The organism is Micromonospora sp. NPDC051227 (assembly GCF_044455385.1).
GTDB lineage: Bacteria > Actinomycetota > Actinomycetes > Mycobacteriales > Micromonosporaceae > Micromonospora.
Genome location: NZ_JBITET010000020.1, coordinates 1 through 18,686 on the forward strand (window position 1 = coordinate 1; position 18,686 = coordinate 18,686).

The 18,686-nt window shown below is 72.5% G+C and carries 17 protein-coding genes; 7 read left to right on the forward strand and 10 right to left on the reverse strand.

From position 1 onward, the window contains the following. Window positions 1–256 precede the first annotated feature (256 nt). Both ACIA47_RS30580 and ACIA47_RS30585 read right to left on the reverse strand, forming a co-directional pair. Window positions 257–865, reverse strand: coding sequence for a DedA family protein (locus ACIA47_RS30580; RefSeq protein WP_091408009.1), 609 nt, complete (start codon window positions 863–865; stop codon window positions 257–259). Between the two features lie 100 nt (window positions 866–965). After that, a complete protein-coding gene (locus tag ACIA47_RS30585; RefSeq protein WP_396711751.1) occupies window positions 966–1,649 on the reverse strand; it encodes a class I SAM-dependent methyltransferase in 684 nt (227 codons plus the stop codon). A gap of 193 nt (window positions 1,650–1,842) precedes the next feature. Between ACIA47_RS30585 and ACIA47_RS30590 the strand changes: the two genes are divergently transcribed. Further along, window positions 1,843–2,046 carry a cold-shock protein gene (locus ACIA47_RS30590; RefSeq protein ID WP_007462771.1) on the forward strand — a complete coding sequence of 68 codons (204 nt, stop codon included), beginning with the start codon at window positions 1,843–1,845 and terminating at the stop codon, window positions 2,044–2,046. A 48-nt stretch (window positions 2,047–2,094) separates the two neighbouring features. On the opposite strand, the gene ACIA47_RS30595 is transcribed toward ACIA47_RS30590, so the two are convergent. The 5 genes from ACIA47_RS30595 to ACIA47_RS30615 all read right to left on the reverse strand — a co-directional run bounded on the left by ACIA47_RS30595 (window position 2,095) and on the right by ACIA47_RS30615 (window position 7,285). Continuing rightward, window positions 2,095–3,375, reverse strand: a complete 1,281-nt coding sequence (locus ACIA47_RS30595) for an MFS transporter (protein ID WP_396711753.1) — start codon at window positions 3,373–3,375, stop codon at window positions 2,095–2,097. Then, complete coding sequence (locus ACIA47_RS30600) at window positions 3,372–3,947, reverse strand: ArsR/SmtB family transcription factor (protein ID WP_396711755.1); 576 nt, start codon at window positions 3,945–3,947, stop codon at window positions 3,372–3,374. Before ACIA47_RS30600 ends, ACIA47_RS30595 begins: the two co-directional genes overlap by 4 nt. Before the next feature lie 108 nt (window positions 3,948–4,055). Further along, window positions 4,056–4,931, reverse strand: a complete 876-nt coding sequence (locus ACIA47_RS30605; protein ID WP_396711757.1) for a hypothetical protein — start codon at window positions 4,929–4,931, stop codon at window positions 4,056–4,058. Between the two features lie 170 nt (window positions 4,932–5,101). Continuing rightward, a complete protein-coding gene (locus tag ACIA47_RS30610; protein ID WP_396711759.1) occupies window positions 5,102–6,766 on the reverse strand; it encodes a CocE/NonD family hydrolase in 1,665 nt (554 codons plus the stop codon). A gap of 3 nt (window positions 6,767–6,769) precedes the next feature. Next, window positions 6,770–7,285: a MarR family winged helix-turn-helix transcriptional regulator gene (locus tag ACIA47_RS30615; protein WP_396711761.1), complete on the reverse strand. Its 516-nt coding sequence runs from the start codon at window positions 7,283–7,285 to the stop codon at window positions 6,770–6,772. 123 nt (window positions 7,286–7,408) lie between these two features. On the opposite strand from ACIA47_RS30615, the gene ACIA47_RS30620 reads away from it, so the two are divergent. Continuing rightward, on the forward strand, window positions 7,409–9,535 hold the full coding sequence (locus ACIA47_RS30620) for an MMPL family transporter (RefSeq protein ID WP_396711763.1): 2,127 nt from the start codon (window positions 7,409–7,411) through the stop codon (window positions 9,533–9,535). A gap of 45 nt (window positions 9,536–9,580) precedes the next feature. Here the strand turns inward: ACIA47_RS30620 and ACIA47_RS30625 are convergent, their stop codons facing one another. Together ACIA47_RS30625 and ACIA47_RS30630 are read right to left on the reverse strand one after the other, a co-directional pair. Next, on the reverse strand, window positions 9,581–10,456 hold the full coding sequence (locus ACIA47_RS30625) for a lytic transglycosylase domain-containing protein (protein ID WP_203124509.1): 876 nt from the start codon (window positions 10,454–10,456) through the stop codon (window positions 9,581–9,583). A gap of 34 nt (window positions 10,457–10,490) precedes the next feature. Beyond that, window positions 10,491–11,912 (reverse strand): DedA family protein, encoded by a 1,422-nt coding sequence (locus tag ACIA47_RS30630; RefSeq protein WP_396711765.1) that lies wholly within the window; start codon window positions 11,910–11,912, stop codon window positions 10,491–10,493. Between the two features lie 133 nt (window positions 11,913–12,045). On the opposite strand from ACIA47_RS30630, the gene typA reads away from it, so the two are divergent. The 3 genes from typA (at window position 12,046) to ACIA47_RS30645 (ending at window position 15,654) form a co-directional block, all read left to right on the forward strand. Then, complete coding sequence (typA, locus tag ACIA47_RS30635; RefSeq protein ID WP_124858831.1) at window positions 12,046–13,914, forward strand: translational GTPase TypA; 1,869 nt, start codon at window positions 12,046–12,048, stop codon at window positions 13,912–13,914. Window positions 13,915–14,025: 111 nt separating this feature from the next. After that, window positions 14,026–14,877, forward strand: a complete 852-nt coding sequence (locus ACIA47_RS30640; RefSeq protein ID WP_396711768.1) for a serine hydrolase — start codon at window positions 14,026–14,028, stop codon at window positions 14,875–14,877. 75 nt (window positions 14,878–14,952) lie between these two features. Further along, window positions 14,953–15,654 (forward strand): lysoplasmalogenase, encoded by a 702-nt coding sequence (locus ACIA47_RS30645; RefSeq protein ID WP_396711770.1) that lies wholly within the window; start codon window positions 14,953–14,955, stop codon window positions 15,652–15,654. Here the strand turns inward: ACIA47_RS30645 and ACIA47_RS30650 are convergent. Beyond that, window positions 15,623–16,420, reverse strand: coding sequence for a tyrosine-protein phosphatase (locus ACIA47_RS30650; RefSeq protein WP_396711772.1), 798 nt, complete (start codon window positions 16,418–16,420; stop codon window positions 15,623–15,625). The genes ACIA47_RS30645 and ACIA47_RS30650 overlap by 32 nt on opposite strands. A 44-nt stretch (window positions 16,421–16,464) precedes the next feature. Here ACIA47_RS30650 and ACIA47_RS30655 point away from each other — a divergent pair, with 44 nt between their 5' ends. Further along, on the forward strand, window positions 16,465–17,562 hold the full coding sequence (locus ACIA47_RS30655) for a mandelate racemase/muconate lactonizing enzyme family protein (protein ID WP_396711774.1): 1,098 nt from the start codon (window positions 16,465–16,467) through the stop codon (window positions 17,560–17,562). After that, window positions 17,562–18,548 carry an NlpC/P60 family protein gene (locus ACIA47_RS30660; RefSeq protein WP_396711776.1) on the forward strand — a complete coding sequence of 329 codons (987 nt, stop codon included), beginning with the start codon at window positions 17,562–17,564 and terminating at the stop codon, window positions 18,546–18,548. Before ACIA47_RS30655 ends, ACIA47_RS30660 begins: the two co-directional genes overlap by 1 nt. The last annotated feature ends 138 nt before the right edge of the window (window positions 18,549–18,686 follow it).

Genomic DNA, 18,686 nt, shown 5'->3' on the forward strand with positions numbered 1-18,686 from the left:
CGGAGCACCCATGGCCAGATCCCGCCTGCGCGCGGCCGCCCTCGCCGGCGTCACCACGCTCACCCTGCTCACCAGCGCCGCGCCCGCGCTGGCGGGGGGGGGGGGGCCCCCCCCCCCCCCCCCCCCCCCCCCCCCCCCCCCCCCCCGGGCCCGCCGCCCCCCCCCCCCCCCCCCCCCCCCCCCCGGGGCGCCCCCCCGCCCCCACCCACCGCAACCCGGCCCCGAGCGCCCCCACACCCCCCAGAACGAAGTCAGCTCAGCCAACGACGGAGAACAACCGCCGCCGCGCCCCCAGCAACGCGACGGAAGCCAGCACCAGCCCGACCCCCATCGTGACCAGCAGCGGGCTGGGGTCGCCCGGCAGCAGCCCGGCCACCGACCGTGACGCGGTGCCCAGGGCGAGGTAGAGACCGGCCCAGGCGGCCGCGCCGATCGTCGCGCAGCCGAGAAACCGGCGGTACGACATCCGCAGCCCGCCGGCGGCCAGTGGCAGCAGCGCGTTGAAGACCGGCAGGAACGGCGCGACCACCATCATCCGGCCGCCGCCGCGACGCAGGATTCCTTCGGCCGCTGTCCAGCGGGCCTCGCCGATCCAGCCGCCGACGCGGCTGTCGCGCAGTCGGTCGGAGTAGCGACGGCCGACCAGGAAGCTCAGCGACCAACCGGCCAGGCAGCCGATCAGCACCGCGGTGAAGGTGGCCAGCCCGGTGCTCGGGCGGCCGACGCCCACGGCGGCAAGGATCGCGACGTCGCCGGGGATGAGGACACCCAGCAGGGGTACGGCGTCGAAGAGCATGACGAGCCCGAGCGCACCCATCAGCAGCAGAATCGGTAGTTCTCCGATCTGGGCCAGCCATTGCGTCATGCGTCGACGCTATGGCCGTAGCGCCACTTCGGACATCGGGTCGTAGCCCCCAGTGACCCCTGGTATCCGCCTCGGGGTCGCCCCTGAGTCGGGGTCCGCCTCAGTCGGGGCGAAGCACCTGCACGTGGCGTAGCGACGAGTCGACCGACGGTTCGGTGGTGGGCACCGGATAGTCGGCCAGCACGGTCAGGCGGTCCGCCGGTAGGTGTCCGCGGCCCGGGTCGCCGACCAGCACGTCGGCACCTGCGGCGGCGGCCCGCTGCAGGAAGGGCAGCATCCGGTCGGCCATCGCGCGGTCGTAGAAGACGTCTCCGGCGACGACCAGGTCGACCTTCGCTTCGGTGCTGTCGAGCAGGTCGTCCCCGGTGGCGTCGACGGTCACGTGGTTGGCCCGCGCGTTGAGGGTGACGGCGGCGACGGCGTACGGGTCGATGTCGTTGGCGATCACCTCCGCGGCGCCGGCGAGCGCGGCGGCGATGGCTACCAGTCCGGACCCGGCGGCGAGGTCGAGCACCCGGCGGCCGGCGACCAGCTCCGGGTGGTCCAGGAGATGGCGGGCCAGGGCCTGTCCTCCGGCCCAGGCGGACGCCCAGTACGGCGCCGGCAGGGCGTGCCCGACGGCGGCCTCCATCCGGGCCCACCAGACGATCGCGTCCTCGGCCAGGTGCAGCCGCACCTCGGGGACGAACGGGGTGGGCATCAACCGGAGCCGGTCCAGACCGGCACCAGGCGCGTGGATCTCGCGTTCCAGCTCGGTCAGCGCGTCGGCTGCGGCATCTCTCATCGGCGCAAGCATGCCCCAGCGACGGTTGGTCGGGGCGGGTTTCGAATGCCGCCGCGCAGAGTTCACCCGAGTTCAGTCAAATACCTACGGCACTTCGGCCAGCGGATCGGGGTTTTGCCAGTTACTGTCGAACAGGTACGGGCGATCATCGGCCACAGGCCGAGGGTCAGCCGCTTTGAACAGGGAGAGATGCATGGCAACCGGCACGGTTAAGTGGTTCAACTCGGAAAAGGGCTTCGGCTTCATCGAGCAGGACGGTGGAGGGCCGGACGTGTTCGTCCACTACTCCGCCATCGCTTCGAGCGGCTACCGGGAGCTCAACGAGGGCCAGAAGGTCGAGTTCGAGGTGACCCAGGGGCAGAAGGGTCCGCAGGCGGACAACGTCCGCCCGATGTAGCTCCGTGCCGGTGACGGCGGCCGGTCTCCGGCCGCCGTCGCAGTGCACTCAAGACGCCGCCGGGGCGGCGGGCAGGTCCCGCCGCCTCCGGATTGGCCCTACCAGCAGAATCAACGGGGTGAGCGCCAGCCAGGCGGTCATCACGACAATTGCCGTCCTGACGCCGTATCGTGCGCCGAGCGCACCGGCCAGCACGGCCGCCAGCGGGATCGTGCCGTAGTTGAGCAGGTGCATGCTCACCGTCACCCGGCCCAACAGGTGGTGCGGTGTGTAGGTCTGCCGGAAGGCGCCCTTGACCACGTTGCCGATGGCCACTCCCAGGCCGATCAGCAGACCGCCGAGGGCCGGCCAGGCCAGCCCGACGCCGGGTGCGGCGAGCGGGATGAGCAGCGCGGGCGGGCCGGTGAGCGCCGCGGCGATCAGCAGCGCCCGTGCGGTGCCGCAGCGCCGTGCCACAGTGGTGGCGAGCAGCGCGCCGATGATCCCGCCGGCGCTCATCACTCCGACGAGCCCACCCACCAGGCCCGGCTCGAGACGCAGTTCGCGGACCAGGAAGACCACCAGGACGGCCTGGTAGCCGGTCAGCCCGATGTTGCTGGCTGCGCCGAAGACCGTGAGCACCCGCAGGTACGGGTCTCGGGCGACGAAGCGCAGCCCCTCGGCGATGTCGCGGCGCAGTGACCGGGACTGGTCCACTCGGCGAACACGCGGTTCGACGGTGCGGATCCGCAGCAGGCACACCGCGGAGACCAGGAAGCTGATCGCGTCCAGCAGCAGAGCGGTGACCGCACCGATGAGCTGGGCGATCAGACCTGCGACGCCGGGGCCGACGACATAGCTCGCGGTCTGGGCGGCGTGCAGCTTCGCGTTGCCCTCCGGCAGTTGCTCGGGTCGCAGCAGCACCGGCAGGTACACCTGGTCGGCGGTTTCGAAGAAGACGCGGGCGACGCCGGCGCTGAGTGCCACCAGGAGCAGGTGCCAGACGGTGAGCCGGTCGAGTGCGGCGGCGAGCGGCACGCTGAGGAAGAGCAGCGCGCGGAACAGATCGCACGCCACCATCACGGGTCGGCGGGGCAGCCGGTCCACCCACGCGCCGGCGGGCAGGCCGATCAGCAGCCACGGCAGCCAGGCCGCGGCGGTGAGCACCGCCACCTGGAAGGTGCCGGCGTCCAGGACGGCGACCGCGACCAGTGGAAGCGCGACAGTGGTGACGTTGCTGCCGATGCTGCTGACCGTCTGACCGGTCCAGAGCAGCCGGAAGTCGCGGTGCCGCAGCAGCCCGCCGGCCTGGTGCACGGGGGTCGGGTCGCTGCGGGTGGCGGCGGTCACGGTCGCGCCGGCACGCCGTGGACGAACACGAAGACCGGTCGGCGCTCGGCGTCGTCGTCGGGCAGGTCCCGGTTGGCCCAGCGCGAGAGGATGCCGATCATCTCGCGGCTCAGCTCGGCCAGTTCCTCGGGCGTGAGGCGCAGCCAGTGGTCCGTGGAGAACGCGGCGTCGTGCCAGGATGCCTGCTCGGCCTCGTCGGCGGCGTGCCAGGCCCGGGCCAGGGCGACGTGCCGGTCCAGGTTGAGCGAGGTGGCGGCGTCGGCGACCGCCCGGGCGGCCGGGTCGGCGTCGAAGTCGGTGTTGGACCAGCGCAGCCCTCGGGTGACCAGGCGCCACCACCGCTCGCGCCGGTCGCGGGCCAACTCGGGCGCCTCGGTGACCAGGTCCGCGGCGGCGAGGACCTTGAGGTGGTGGCTGACGTTCGCGGGGGCCTGGTCGGTGCGCTCGGCGAGCAGCCCGACGGTGGAGGGCCCGTGCACCTTGAGCACGTCCATCAGCCGGCGGCGCAGCGGGTGGGACATGGCGGCCAGCACCCGGGAGTCGGTGATCTGGCGTACTTCGGAGCTGTCCATGTCCCGAGCGTGACACCCGCAACAGCCATTGCGCAAGAGTTATTGCTCAACAGCTGTTGCGGAATGCGCGGAGAGGGGCGGCCCGGCGGCCTCGGGCCGCCCTCTCGCTCAGGCGACCAGCCGGCGGGCCAACTCGTCGGCGACCTGCTTGGCCATGGTGGGCGGGATGGCCGCGGCGATCTTCTCCGGCGTCAGCGAGGCCAGCACGCCCTGGACGATCGCCGGCTCGTCGGTGAAGTCCCGGTTGGACAGCGCGGTCAGCGCCGTCTGCAACGCGCTGATCTGGGCGCCGAGCGACGTCAGCGTCGGGTGCACCGAGGTGAAGTTCGGGACGGTGGCATCCTCACCCATCGCCATCCGGGTGTAGATCTGCCCGACCGGGTTGCGGCCATCCAGCACGGTGAGGTTCTTGTGGACGGTGGCCAGCCAGTTGTGTTCTTCGGGGGTCATGTCGTCGTCCTCCAGGAGTCCGATGGAGCTGAGGTAGCGGCGAAACAGGGGCCGCTGGTCGCGGCCCGCCTTGATGGCGTCGCGGAAGAAGCTGAAGTGGGTGTGCCAGCGGTGCGAGCTGTCCCCGCTGGTGCGTTTGCCGAGGCGGTCCCACCGCTTCACAGTGCTGCCATCGGGGCTGTAGATGATCTCCCGGATGTCCCGGGTGTCGGCCGCGTTCGCGGCGCACTGCGCGACGCACCAGACCGAGAAGCTGGGCAGCGTGTTCGTACGACCACCGGAGCGGACATCGAACGGGCCGACGTCCAGCGCCGCCGCGTCGAGGGTCAGCCCGGCCCGGTCGCGGGGCGACTCGACCACGGAGTAGTCGTTGGTGACCACCCGGTCCGATCCGCAGTGGTAGCCGCCCCGGTGGGCCGGGTCGCCGACGATGCCGACCTCGCCCGGGTCGAGATCGTCTGGCCCGGGGGCGTTGTCGAGGTGAGTGAGGAGCAGGCTTCGGACGGCCAGAAGATTAGCCGGGGCCCGAGTCATGAGGTCCCCCTTTCCGAGAGGCGGGGACCGGGCACGACGTCACACCGCGTACGCGGTGCTGGGCTTCAGACGAGCCCGGCCTACTGGTGCACGGCGCCGGGCGTTGACCCAACCATAGCCCGCTTCTCAGACAAACGCCCAGCTCAGAGCAGGTCAGTTCAAATTGGAGATTACCGAGGGTCAGAGTGGACGATCGGCAACAGCAGGGCCGAGGGGTGGGCCGGATCGTGCAGAATCTGCCGCCAGCCGGCACGCAGCGTCACCGCCGTGCCGAGGGGTTCCCCGGTGCCGGGGTTGCGGGCCCATCGTGGATGGGCGCCGCCGGAGACCTGCAACCGCAGTCGGTGCCCGGCGGCGAAGCGGTACGCGGTCGGCCAGAGCGGCACCGGAATTCGCAGCGCCCCGGAAGGGTCGGCCGGGAAGCGCTCGGGCGTGACCCGCACCAGCCCGTCGCACACGTTCCACGAACGACCCTTACGGTCCACGTCGCACAGCCGGACGAAGACGTCCAGGTACGGCAGATCGCTGCGGACGTGGATCTCGGCGCGGACCGGGCCGATCACCTCGACCGGCGCGGTCAGTGGGGCGCTGGTGTAGGTCAGGACGTCAGCGCGGGCCTCGACACGCCGGTTGTCGACCGGGCCGGCCCGTTGGGCGACGAGCAGTGGACCGCCCAGCGACGGGGTTGGGTCGGCGGGGTCGTAGCGGAGTGCGTCCGGTGTTGAGGCGACAGGTGGGCGTTCCGCCAGCTCGCCACCGGGTTGCAGGTGCCAGGCGGTCTCGACCGCCGGGGGTGGCCAGTCCGGCAGGTCCCGCCAACCGCCGCCGGCGCCGCCGACGTGGATGCGTACGGGCGGCCGGGCTGGTCCCGCCGGGACGGGCGATCGCGGCGCGGCCGGTAGGTGCTCGTCGAGCCAGGCCAAGCCCTCGCGCAGCGCGGCCACGAACAGTCCGGGGCTGCCGTGCGTCCACGGGCCGATCACCAGGCGCGGCGGTGTGCCGGCGGCGCGCAGAACGGCGTGGTCGTCGAGCTGGGCGGGCAGGAAGATGTCGTGCCAACCGGTGACCATGACCACCGGCGCCCGTACCTTCGCGACCTGGTCGGCGAAGACCCGGGTCCGCCAGTACGCGGCCTGCGGGGTGTGGTGGCGCAGCCACTCCTGGAAGAACGGGATGGTCACGCCGGTGGCCACCCGGTCGGCGTCGGTCAGGGGGAGGTGCTCCAGCGCGGCGGCCAGCCGGGGTTGCCCGCGCTTGAGTTCCCACTGCCGGGCCAGCCACGGCACGGTCTGCGCGTGCAGCAGCTCCGCCCAGGTCAGCACGGTGTCCAGGGCGAAGGACTCCCCCGCGTACGTCGAGTCGCGGGTGGCCGAGGCGGTCACCACGGCGACCATCGCGTGCAGCTCCTCGCCGGCGTCGGCGGCCAGGGCCCACTGGGCGAAGCCCTGGTAGCTGACCCCGAACATGCCGAGTTGCCCGGACCACCAGGGCTGGCGACGCAGCCAGTCCAACGTGTCCGCGCCGTCGTCGCGCTCGTGCACCAGCGGGACGAACGTTCCACCGGAGCCCCCGGTGCCCCGACACGACTGGATCACCGCGTGTCGACCCCGGGCGGCGAGCAGCCGACCGAGCAACCGCAGCGGTCCACCCCGCCCGTAGGGGGTGCGGATCAGCACGGTCGGCGCGCCGCGGACGGCCGGGGCGTAGTGGTCGGTGCGCAGCACCACACCGTCGCGGGCCCGCACCGGGAGGTCACGGCTGACCCGCACCGGGCCGGGGCGGGTCGGTGGCAGGCGCAGCGCGGCGCTGGCGAGGCGGGTGACGAGGTTCGGCACCGCTCAGCCCGTCGGGCGGCGGGGTGACTCCAGCCGGGCGGCGCGCACCGCGTCGCGGTGCCCCCGCAGCGACTCGCTCATCTCCGCCATGAACCGGTGCACCACCTCCAGCTCGTCCTCGCTGAAGCGGGCCATCACCGTGTCGGTACGGGCGCCCAGCGGCCGGAAGAACTCCATGGCCAGGGCGGCGCCCTGGTCGGCGTAGTGCAGCAGCACCTTGCGCCGGTCGACGGTGTCCCGGTCGCGACGGATGTGCCCGGCCCGTTCCAGCCGGTCGATCAGGGCCGTGACCGAGCCGGAGGAGAGGTTCAGCTGCTCGCCGAGACGACCGGGGGTGATCGGGTCACCGAGCAGCTCGGCGTCCATCACCGCGATCAACGCCTGCAGGTCGGTCGGGTTGAGACCGTGCAGGTTGGCGAAGGCGTGGCCGACCTGCTGGGCGTCCACCGCGTACCGCCGGAGGTTGTTGGTGATCTCCGCGACCAGCCGCTCGCGGCGCGTGTCGCGCCGTCGGTACATGCCGTGAGTCGCCACCTCGCGCCGCTCTTCCCATCGTCGGTCCCCCGGGTTGCAGCATAGAACAGCCCCGGATAATCTCGGTTATCAAGATACTCGTCATTCGAAGGACCTTGAGGTCACCTGATGTCTGTGTTCACCAGAGTCGCTCGTGGCCGGCTGGCCGCCTGGCTCACCGTGGCCGCCGCGATCGTCGTGGGCGCGGCCGTCTTCGGGACACCCCAGCCGGACAACCCGGCCCCGGTCTCCGCCACCGGCCTGTCCGTGCGGTGGCAGTCGACCCAGGTGCAACGTCTCCAGGATCAACTGCCCTCGAGCGACGTGCAGCCGGCCATCGTGGTGATCAGTCGTGGTGACGGCGGCCCGCTGAGCGAGACCGACCGGCAGGTCGTCGGCGCGAGCGCCGACGACCTGCGCCGCTTCGCGGTGGATGGGCAGGTCAGCCCCGCCCAGGTCTCCCCGGACGGCGCGGTGGCCCTGGTCGCCGTGCCGCTGGACACCGCCGGCGGGCAGGAGGCCGTCACCGACACGGTGACCCAACTACGCGCCACCCTCGCGGACCTCCCCGACGGGCTGACCGCCAAGGTGACCGGTGCCCCGGCGTTCACCGCCGACCTCTCCTCGGTGTTCGACGGCGCCGACATCACCCTGCTCGTGGTGACCGCCGCCGTGGTCGCGCTGCTCCTGCTGATCACCTACCGCAGCCCGTTCCTGTGGATCGTGCCGCTGGTCGTGGTCGCCGCCACCGAGCAGCTCACCCTGCGCGCGGTGGACGTCATCGTGCCGGGCGTCGGCATCAACCTCCAACAGGGTCAGGTCACCGGCATCGCCAGCGTGCTGGTCTTCGGTGCCGCCACCGACTACGCGCTGCTGCTCATCGCCCGCTACCGGGAGGAGCTGCGCCGCGAGGAGGACCGGTTCGCGGCGATGCGCGCCGCGCTACGCCGCACCGCGGAGCCCATCCTCGCCAGCGGCGGCACCGTCGTGCTCGGCGTCCTCACCCTGCTGCTCAGTGAGCAGGAGACCAACCGGGCACTGGCCGTGGCCTGCGCCACCGGTGTGGTCCTCGCCATGCTCTCGGCCCTGTTCGTGCTCCCCGCCGTGCTGGTGCTCTTCGGTCGCGGCCTGTTCTGGCCGTTCGTACCCCGCGTCGGCGGCCCGGTGCGCGAGGGTCGGCTCTGGGGTCGACTCGGTGCCGCCGTGCAACGCCGCCCGGTGGTGGTCGCGACGCTGGCCACAGTGCTGCTCGGCGGCCTGGCACTGGGTGGGCTCGGCATCCGTACCGGCCTGTCCGAGACCGAACAGTTCCGGGCCGAGCCCGAGGCGGTGACCGGGGCACAGACCCTGGCCAGAGCCTTCCCCGCCGGCAGCACCCAGCCCGTCGCCGTGATCACCAAGCCGGCAGCGGTGCGGGCGGTCACCGACGCCGCCACCGCCGTACCCGGTGTCGCCTCGGCGCGCCCCGGCGACGCCGGCGCGGCCGTCGCCCAGGTCGACGTGGTTCTCGACGCCGAACCCGGCACCACCGCCTCGGACCGCGCGATCGAGGCGCTGCGGGCGGCGGTCGCCGCCGTCCCCGACTCCGCGCCGCTGGCCGCCGCCGGCGCCGACGCCCCGTCCGGGGCGATCGTCGGTGGCTCCGTGGCCGCCACGTACGACTCCGACGAGGCCAACGACCGGGATCTGCGGCTCATCCTGCCGATCATCCTGCTGCTGGTCGGCGCCGTGCTCGTGCTGCTGCTACGCGGTCTGCTCGCGCCGCTGCTGTTGGTGCTCACCGTGATCGCGTCGTACTTCGCCAGCCTCGGCGCGGCCTGGCTGCTCTTCGACCACGTGCTGGGCTTCCCGGCCCTGGACAGCGGTGTGCTGCTGCTCGCCTTCGTGTTCCTGGTGGCGCTCGGGGTGGACTACAACATCTTCCTGGTCACCCGGGCCCGGGAGGACGCCCGCAGCGCCGGCACCCGCGCCGGGATGCTCTCCGCCCTGCGGGTCACCGGCGGTGTGATCACCAGCGCCGGAGTGCTGCTCGCCGCGGTCTTCGCCGTGCTCGGTGTGCTGCCGCTGATCACCCTGACCCAGATCGGGATCATCGTCTGCATCGGTGTCCTGCTCGACACCCTGCTGGTCCGCACGGTCCTGGTGCCGGCGCTGGCGTTCCTGCTCGGCGACCGCTTCTGGTGGCCCGGCCGCATCACGCGCGACCCGGTGCAGGCCACCCCGAGCTGGCCCGAGCCGGTCGCCGCGCACGACTGACCGACTCGTCGGGGCCATGGCGAAGCCGCCACGGCCCCGACGAGGTCAGTACGCCAGGCAGACGCACTCGCTCATCAGCGCCCGCACGTTGCGCACGTACGACGGGTTGGGGATGGCCAGCGGCTTCCCCTCCTGCGCCACCGCACCGTGCCCGAAGTTGTACGCGGCGATGACGGCGTTGAGCAGGCAGGAATCCAGCTCGCTGGTGCACAGTGCCGGGTCGAGCCGGAAGTCGGACTCGAAGTACATGTCGCCGATGTACTTCGTCGCCCAGGCCAGGTAGGTGGCGCCGAGGTAGGCGTTGTCCTGGTAGGCGTCGATCTTGTAGCTCTTCTCGAACCGCTGGTTCATCCAGGTCGCGGTGTCCGGCATCACCTGCAACAGCCCGACCCCACCGTCGCAGGCGTAGATGTTGGACTGCCAGCCGCTCTCCTGCCACGCGGTGGCCTTGAGCAGGTTGAGCGGAATCTTGATGTCCGGTGCGGAGACCGGCCAGTAGGTGCGGTTGGCCGCATTGGTCAGCGCCGTCTTCACCTCGGACCGGGTCGCCTGGCTGCCCTTGTAGGTCGGCTTGCAGGAGCTCGGCGCCGGCTTCGGCGGCGCCGGCGGGACCTCGGTCTCGGTGGGCGGCTTCGCCACCGCACGCGGCTTCGGTGCCGTCCGCGGCGGCTTCTTCGTCGGTTTCGGTTTCGGGGTCGCGCTACGACTCGGCGCGGCGCCCATCGACTCCACGGCGCTCAGCGACGGGCTCGGTTCCCCGTCGACCTCGTCGGACGGGGCATCGGTCGACCCGTCGGTGACGGCGACCGGCGCGGCCAGGCCCGATGGGCTTTCCCCCTTGGCGGCGCAGCCGACCAGCGCGCCCGCCAGCAGAAGCCCGGCGAGCACGGCGGCGCCCAGCCGATCGGTGCGTCGAACCATGCCATTGCCTCCCCCGTGTGATTGTCGCCGCACCCTAACAAGGTTCGACCGGGCGGCGTTGTCCCTGCGACGGCCGCCGGGGGGCCTGGTCCACCGGGGGCTGACCGTTGCCCACCGCCCGGTCCCGGGTCGCCCAGGCGACCATGAACACCACAGTCCAGAGCACCCCGAGCAGCACCGCCGCGGCCGTCCCGCTCGCCGTGTCCAGTCCGAGGTAGAGCCGCGCGCCGCCGACCCCGAGCACCCCCGCCGCCGCGGCGGTCCAGGCGGCCACCGCCACCGGCCAGCGGGCGCTCCGCGACACCAGCCACGCCAGGGTGCAGAAGCTCGCCGCGACCACGGCGTTCTGGGTCGAGAGCGGGGCCGCCTCACCGCCGCCCGGGGCGGTCCCGTTCGGGCCGGTCAGTTCGGCCACCACGGCCAGCACCACCAGCGGCACGAACGCGCCCACCGTGCCGACCACGCTGAGCAGATCCGCCCGCCACGGCCGGTTGCGCCACGCCAGCACCGCCGCCACCAGCGCCACCAACAGGATCAGCACCGACCCGCGTACCACCGACACCACGACCAGTGTGGCGTCCGCGGCGTCCGGGGTACGCCGGGCGGCGAACCACCCCGCGATGGCGCCGTCCAACGCGGCCAGCCCACTGTTGCGGACCGCCACCGCGAGCAGACCGGCGATGGCGAGCCCGGCGGCGAACAGCAGCAGCAGCCCGGCGGCCAGATTGAGCAGCAGCGTCCAGGCCGGGCCGATCCGCATGGCCACCAGGAAGAACAACACCCCGTAGCGGGCGGTGAGCCACCGCACCGGGGGCAGAGCGCCGGCCCGGGACAGCAACGCGCGCACCGGGTCGGGGTTACGGCCCAGCCACCGACCCGCGAGCACCACACCCACCAGGCCGGCCAGCAGCAGGAACGCCACCCCGGTGGCCCTGCCGAGAAGCCGGGAGACCGTGTCGTACGACTCACCGGCCAGGTGACCGAGCAGCACCGAGCCGCCCACCCAGGTCACCACCCCGGCCAGGTTCCAGAGGGCGAACCGCCGGTACGGCATGCCGGCCGCACCGGCCAGCCGGGGCACCAGGGTCCGGGCGAAAGCCACCCATCGGGCGGCGAACACCCCCCGCCCACCCAGGCGGGCGAGCATGGCGTCGGCCCGGGCCCACCGCTGCGGCCCGACCCGGTGCCCCAGCCCGGCGCGCAGCCGGGACCCGTACCGCCGTCCGGCGCGAAAGGCCAGCCCATCGCCGAGAACGGCCGCGACGATCATCGCGAGCAACGCCGGCCCGAGCCGCAAGGTACCGTTGTAGGTGAGGAAGCCGACGAGCAGCAGGGTAGCCTCACCCGGCACGAGCAGGCCGAAGATCACCGCGGTCTCGCCCGCCACGATCAGCGCGGCGACCAGGTAGATCCACAGGGTGGGCAGACCCTGCACCCAGGTCAGCAGGTCGTGCACTCAGGCCCCCGGGACACGGGTGCCAGCATGCCAGCCGGGAGAACAACCGGCACAGCGGTTTCACCATAGATCAGGGGCACCTGGGGGTGACCCCGACGCAGCCTGCGCGAGCGCAGGCGGAAGGATAGAGGGTATGCAGCTTCGCACCGACCTCCGCAACGTCGCCATCATCGCTCACGTCGACCACGGCAAGACCACCCTGGTCGACGCCATGTTGCGGCAGGCCGGCGCGTACGGCGCACGCGGCGAGAACACCGAGCGGGTGATGGACTCCGGTGACCTGGAGCGGGAAAAGGGCATCACGATCCTCGCCAAGAACACCGGCGTGCGTTACCTGCCGGCGGACGGCTCCGACCCGGTCACCATCAACATCATCGACACCCCCGGCCACGCCGACTTCGGCGGCGAGGTGGAGCGCGGCCTGACCATGGTCGACGGTGTGGTGCTGCTCGTCGACGCCAGCGAGGGCCCGCTGCCGCAGACCCGCTTCGTGCTGCGTAAGGCGCTGCGGGCCCGGATGCCGATCATCCTGGTGATCAACAAGGTGGACCGTCCGGACGCCCGGATCAAGGAGGTCGTGGACGACACCTACGAGCTCTTCCTCGACCTGGACGCCGACGAGGAGCAGATCGACTTCCCGATCGTCTACGCCTGCGCCCGCGACGGCATCGCCTCGCTGACCCAGCCCGCCGACGGCTCGGTGCCCGACGACAGCACCTCGCTGGAGCCGCTGTTCCGCACCCTGCTGGACACCATCCCGGCACCCTCGTACGAGGATGGCGCGCCGTTGCAGGCGCACGTCACCAACCTGGACGCCTCGCCGTTCCTCGGCCGGCTCGCGCTGTGCCGGGTCCGCCAGGGCACCATCAACAAGGGTCAGACGGTGGCCTGGTGCCGCACCGACGGCAGCACCCAGCGGGTCCGCATCTCCGAGATGCTGATGACCGAGGGCCTGGAGCGCACGTCGGCCGAGACCGCCGGCCCGGGCGACATCATCGCCGTCGCCGGCATCCCGGAGATCATGATCGGTGAGACCCTCGCCGACGTCGAGAACCCGGTCGCGCTGCCGCTGATCACTGTCGACGAGCCGGCCATCTCGATGACCATCGGCACCAACACCTCGCCGCTGGTCGGCCGGGTCAAGGGCTCCAAGGTCACCGCGCGGATGGTCAAGGACCGGCTCGACAAGGAACTGATCGGCAACGTGTCGCTGCGGGTCCTGCCCACCGAGCGGCCGGACGCCTGGGAGGTGCAGGGCCGCGGCGAGCTGGCGCTGGCCATCCTGGTCGAGCAGATGCGCCGGGAGAGCTACGAGCTGACCGTCGGCAAGCCGCAGGTGGTCACCCGGGAGATCGACGGCAAGACCTGCGAGCCGGTCGAGCGGCTGACCATCGACGCCCCGGAGGAATACCTGGGCGCGATCACCCAGCTCCTCGCCACCCGCAAGGGCCGGATGGAGCAGCTGGTCAACCACGGCACCGGCTGGATCCGGATGGAGTGGCTGGTGCCGGCGCGCGGCCTGATCGGCTTCCGCACCGAGTTCCTCACCGACACCCGGGGCACCGGCATCCTGCACCACGTCTTCGAGTCGTACGAGCCGTGGTTCGGCGAGCTGCGCACCCGCAACAACGGTTCGCTGGTCGCCGACCGGGCCGGCGCGGTCACCGCCTTCGCGATGATCAACCTTCAGGAGCGCGGCCAGCTCTTCGTCGACCCCACCACCGAGGTGTACGAGGGCATGATCGTCGGGGAGAACTCCCGCTCCGACGACATGGACGTCAACATCACCAAGGAGAAGAAGCTCACCAACATGCGGGCGTCGACGTCCGACGAGACGGAGAAGCTGATCCCGCCGCGCAAGCTCTCGCTGGAGCAGGCCCTGGAGTTCTGCCGCGAGGACGAGTGCGTCGAGGTCACTCCGACCGCGGTGCGCATCCGCAAGGTGGTGCTCGACCAGCAACTGCGGGGTCGCGCCGCCGCCCGCCGCAAGCACGCCGGCTGACCCACCAGCCCCGACACCGGGCGCGTCGACCGCTTGCGGCCGGCGCGCCCGTCGTTCTCCCCCCGACGGGTACGCGAGCCCACCCACGCTTGATCCGCTACGGTCACCGGCATGACCTGGGATGATCTCGACGCCCACCTGGACCGGGTACCCGGCACCGTCTCCGCGTACGTGGGGCGGCTCGCCGCGCCGCCCACCTGGACCCGCCACGCGGACGCCGGCCACTACGCCGCGAGCACCATGAAGGTGGCGGTGCTCGCCGCGCTGCACCGCGCCGCCGAGGCCGGCACCCTGGACCTGGACGCCCCGGTCCCGGTCGTCAACGACTTCGATTCCGCCCAGCCCGGCGCACCCCGGTTCGCCAACGCGCAGCCCTACGACAACGACGACGCGGTCTGGGACCGCATCGGCGGCACCGCGACGCTGCGCTGGCTGGCCGACCGGATGATCGTGCGCTCCAGCAACCTCGCCACCAACCTCGTCCTCGGCCACGTCGGGCTGCCCGCCGTCGCCGAGGTCTGGGCGCTCGCCGGTGCCCGCAACAGCGTCACCGGCCGCGGCATCGAGGACTTCGCCGCCCGCGAGGCCGGCATCACCAACACGGTCACCGCGGCCGACCTGGCCGCCCTGCTCGGCACCCTGGCCACCGGGGCCGACACCCCCGGCCCGCTCGCCTCACCGGCCGCCTGCACCACCATGCTGGACGTCCTGCTCGCCCAGGAACACCGCGAGGACCTCGCCGCCGGCCTGCCCGCGGGCACCCGCATCGCGCATAAGAACGGTTGGGTACGCGGCGTGCGCCACGGTGCCGGCGTGGTGCTGCCCGACGACGCCCCGCCGTACCTGATCGCCGTCTGCACCACCACCGAGCTGGCCGGGGGCGACGACCAGGTGGAGGACGACGCCTGCGTGCTGATCGCGCACATCTCGGCGCAGGTCTGGGCCGCCCGCCACCGGCTCTGACCCGACAGTCTCGGCGGCGCGGTCAGCGCCGCCGACTGCGGCTAGGCTGCTCGCACCCCCACCCCGGAGCTGCCGATGCCCCGCAGTCGCACCGTGCTGATCGCCTTCCTCGTCGTGACGGCCGCGAACCTGCTGGCCAACGCCACCGGCGGCGGCCTGGCCTTCCTACTGACCAAGCCGCTGCTGATGCCGCTGCTGGCCGCGTACCTCTGGCGGGTCAGCGCCGAACGCGCGGCCCGACCGGACCGGCTGCTACTCGCCGCGTTGGCCTTCGCCACCGGCGGCGACGTCGCCCTCATGATCGACGGCACCGGCTGGTTCCTCGCCGGCATGGCCTGCTTCCTCGGCACACACATCTGCTACCTCACGGCCTTCACCCGACACGGCGCCGCGACGGCGCTGCGCCGCACGCCGCTGGTCGCCGTCCCCCTGGGGTACGCGGTGCTGACCGTCGTCGCGCTGACCTGGATGTGGGCGGGGCTGACCGACGTCGGGCTGGCCGTACCGGTGGCCGGCTACGCGATCGCGTTGGCCGCCATGGCGAGCACCGCCGCCACCCAGGGCTGGCGGGTGGGTCTCGGCGCCGCGCTCTTCCTCGGCTCCGACCTGCTGATCGCCGCCGGGGTGGCCGAGGTGGCCCAGCCACCCGGCGCGCCGGTGCTGGTCATGGCGACCTACGCCGCCGGTCAGGCACTGATCGTCACCGGCCGCGCCGCCCGCACCGGCACACCCACCGACGCACCGGTCACTCCAGCAACTGCGCCCGCAACGCCCTGAGGTCGGAGTCGGTGAGCCCCAGCCCCTCGCGCAGGTACGCGTCGAACGAGCCGTGCACCCGACGCACCTCGGCGTAACCGGCGTCGAGATACTCGGCGCGGACCTCCAGCACCGGCAACACCGCGTCGACGTCCAACTCGGGATTCCGCCGGCGCATCGCCTCGACGATCACCGCCCGCAGGCTGTCGGTCAGCTCGTTGTTGCGCAGGTAGTCGGCGCGAATGGCCGCCTCGTCCACCCCGAGTGCCGTCAACAGGATGACGGTCAGCCAACCGGTGCGGTCCTTGCCGGCGGAGCAGTGGTAGACCAGCGGCAGATTCTCCGGCTGGGTCGCCAGCCGCACCGCCTCCGCGAAACCGACCCGCGCCGACTCACCGGTGACGAACCAACGGTAGATCGCCGCCATCGCCCCCGCCGTGCCCTGCCGGGCCAGCTCCGCGTACGCGTTCAGGTCGTGGCCGAGCAGCACCGCCGAGACGTACGTGAAGACAGGGTGCTCCGCGTCGTGCACCGGCAGGCGTACCACCCGTGGCTCACCGGCGAACCGGTCCTCCGGCGCGACGGCGATCTCCGAGGCGTCGCGCAGATCGACAACGCACGCCGGCCCCAGCTTCGCCAGCACCGGTAGGTCCTCGTCGGTCAGCCGACCCAGCGCCGGAGTGCGGATCAACTGGCCGACGCGGACCCGCCGCCCGTCCGCGCCGACGAGCCCACCCAGGTCACGTGCGTTCGGTGCACCCACCAGCTCCCAGCCCTGCCCGGTCATCCGGTCTCCCCTCCCGCGGTGAATCTCCGTATAGGGTGCCCCACATGACGATCTCGGCGGTACGCACCCACCGGGTTTCCGCCCCCTTACACACCCCATTCGTCACCGCGCTACGCCGTACCACCACAGTGGACAGCCTTGTCGTCGAACTCGTCGACAGCGACGGCCGGTCCGGCTTCGGCGAGGCCCCCCAGGTCTGGCAGGTCACCGGCGCGTCCGTCGCCGGCGCGCAGGCGTGCGTCCGCGAGTTGCTCGGCCCACAGCTGATCGGTCGTGACCCGGACGACCTGGTGACCCGGTGCGCCGAGGTGCAGCGCGCGGTGGTCGGCAACGAGGCCGCGAAGGCGGCGGTGGACGTCGCCCTGCACGACCTCGCCGCGCGGCGGCTGGGCGTACCCCTGGTGCGGTTGCTCGGGGGCACCACGCTGCGGGTCCCGACGGACGTGACGCTCGCGGCGGGTGACGCGGTGGACCTGGCAACCGCGGCGCGGCAGCGGCAGGCCGACGGCTTCGGCGTGCTCAAGTTGAAGGTCGGCACCGATGCGGCCAGTGACCTGGACCGAGTGCGGGCGGTACGGGCGGCCGTCGGTCCGGGCACCCGGATCCGGCTGGACGCCAACCAGGGCTGGACGCCGCGGGAGGCGGTCCGGGTGATCCGCGGCATCGAGGACGCCGGGCTCGACGTGGAGTTGGTCGAGCAGCCGGTCGTCCGCTGGGACCTGGACGGGCTGGCCTGGGTCAGCGACCGGGTGTCCGTGCCGATCCTGGCCGACGAGGCGGTCTTCGGGGTCCGTGACCTGGTGGAGGTGATCCGCCGCCGGGCCGCCGACCTGATCAACGTGAAGCTGGCCAAGTGCGGTGGGCTGCATCCGGCCCGCACCCTCCTCGACCTGGCCACCGCGCACGGGCTGGGCACTGTGGTCGGCTCGATGATGGAGAGCCAGGTGGGCATCGGGGCGGCGGCGAGCCTGGTCGCCGCGTACGGCACCACCGCTGTCGCCGACCTGGACGCCGCCTGGTGGCTGGCCTGGTCGCCGGTGCAGGGCGGCATCCGCTACGACGGAGCGACAGTGGTGCTGCCGGACGCCCCTGGCCTGGGCATCTCCGGCCTCGCTGAAGCAAAAGTGCAGGCTCGTGGTTGATGGCTGTCGGTTTCTTTCATAAGGTTTCCCTGGACAGCCGACACGATCTGGGGGTTGACGTGGAGCTGCAACCGGGCTGTGAGGCCGTTGTCCGGGTCGCCGTGGCGACGCTGTGGACCTCCCCCGAGGCGGTGCGCCCGGTCGACTGCCCAGCGCTGACCGCCGGTGTCGACATCCCGACCTGGGTCTCCGGACTGGACACCGACCAGCAGGTCGGTGACTGCGTGCTGAGCCAACTCCTGCTCGGCGAACGGGTCCTCGTCAGCGAGCTCCGCCCGGACGGCTGGGCCCGGGTCGTCGCCGTCGAACAACCAGCCGCCAAGCTGGACCCGCGCGGCTACCCGGGTTGGCTCCCCGCCGGGCAGCTGGCCGTTCCCGACCCGGCTCACACCAGCACCGACCGCCCGCTGGTGGTGGTGGACGCCACGGTCACCGGGCTGCACGCCGCCCCGAACGGGCCGGTGGAGTTGCCCGGCGTCGTCGTCGGCACCCGCCTCGTCCCGGCCGGCCCCGCGCTCGACGACTGGCGGCCGGTGCACGTCCCCGGCCGGGCCACGCCGCTCTGGCTGCCGGACGGGCACCTGGTCCCGGCGTCGGCCGCGTCGCCGACCGCCGAGCAGGCGCTCGCGGTGGCGCAGCGACTGCTGGACGTGGTCTACATCTGGGGCGGGCTCTCCGCGCACGGCATCGACTGCTCGGGGCTGGTGCATCTGGCCTGGCGGCGGTTCGGAGTGCTGCTGCCCCGCGACGCCGACGACCAGGCCGTGGCCACCACCCCGCTGTCGTTGGGCGCGGAACGCCCCGGCGATCTCTACTTCTTCGCCCGACCCGGCCGCAAGATCCACCACATCGGCATCGTCACCGCCACCCCCGGCGACGGCGGCCAGCGCCGGATGCTGCACGCCTGCTACCGGCGGCGGCGGGTCATCGAAGAGGAGTTGCCGGCCGACCGGACCGCCACGCTGGTCGGCGCGCACCGGGTCTAGGGCGTGGTTCGAAAGTGTCGGTCGAGCCGAGCCGGAGTCCAGGCGTCGTCCGGCGGCTGGGCCCCGCGCAGGCCGGTCAGCACTTCCGAAACACGGCCTTCGCCGGCCGGGCGCGTGTCCGCACCCGGCCGGTGACCG

Excerpts from the sequence above, each read along its gene's own strand:
- ACIA47_RS30580 (WP_091408009.1), bottom strand. The coding sequence starts at position 865 with ATGACGCAATGGCTGGCCCAGATCGGAGAACTACCGATTCTGCTGCTG.
- ACIA47_RS30585 (WP_396711751.1), bottom strand. The coding sequence starts at position 1,649 with ATGAGAGATGCCGCAGCCGACGCGCTGACCGAGCTGGAACGCGAGATC.
- ACIA47_RS30590 (WP_007462771.1), top strand. The coding sequence starts at position 1,843 with ATGGCAACCGGCACGGTTAAGTGGTTCAACTCGGAAAAGGGCTTCGGC.
- ACIA47_RS30600 (WP_396711755.1), bottom strand. The coding sequence starts at position 3,947 with ATGGACAGCTCCGAAGTACGCCAGATCACCGACTCCCGGGTGCTGGCC.
- ACIA47_RS30605 (WP_396711757.1), bottom strand. The coding sequence starts at position 4,931 with ATGACTCGGGCCCCGGCTAATCTTCTGGCCGTCCGAAGCCTGCTCCTC.
- ACIA47_RS30615 (WP_396711761.1), bottom strand. The coding sequence starts at position 7,285 with ATGTACCGACGGCGCGACACGCGCCGCGAGCGGCTGGTCGCGGAGATC.
- ACIA47_RS30620 (WP_396711763.1), top strand. The coding sequence starts at position 7,409 with ATGTCTGTGTTCACCAGAGTCGCTCGTGGCCGGCTGGCCGCCTGGCTC.
- ACIA47_RS30625 (WP_203124509.1), bottom strand. The coding sequence starts at position 10,456 with ATGGTTCGACGCACCGATCGGCTGGGCGCCGCCGTGCTCGCCGGGCTT.
- typA (WP_124858831.1), top strand. The coding sequence starts at position 12,046 with ATGCAGCTTCGCACCGACCTCCGCAACGTCGCCATCATCGCTCACGTC.
- ACIA47_RS30640 (WP_396711768.1), top strand. The coding sequence starts at position 14,026 with ATGACCTGGGATGATCTCGACGCCCACCTGGACCGGGTACCCGGCACC.
- ACIA47_RS30645 (WP_396711770.1), top strand. The coding sequence starts at position 14,953 with ATGCCCCGCAGTCGCACCGTGCTGATCGCCTTCCTCGTCGTGACGGCC.
- ACIA47_RS30650 (WP_396711772.1), bottom strand. The coding sequence starts at position 16,420 with ATGACCGGGCAGGGCTGGGAGCTGGTGGGTGCACCGAACGCACGTGAC.
- ACIA47_RS30655 (WP_396711774.1), top strand. The coding sequence starts at position 16,465 with ATGACGATCTCGGCGGTACGCACCCACCGGGTTTCCGCCCCCTTACAC.
- ACIA47_RS30660 (WP_396711776.1), top strand. The coding sequence starts at position 17,562 with ATGGCTGTCGGTTTCTTTCATAAGGTTTCCCTGGACAGCCGACACGAT.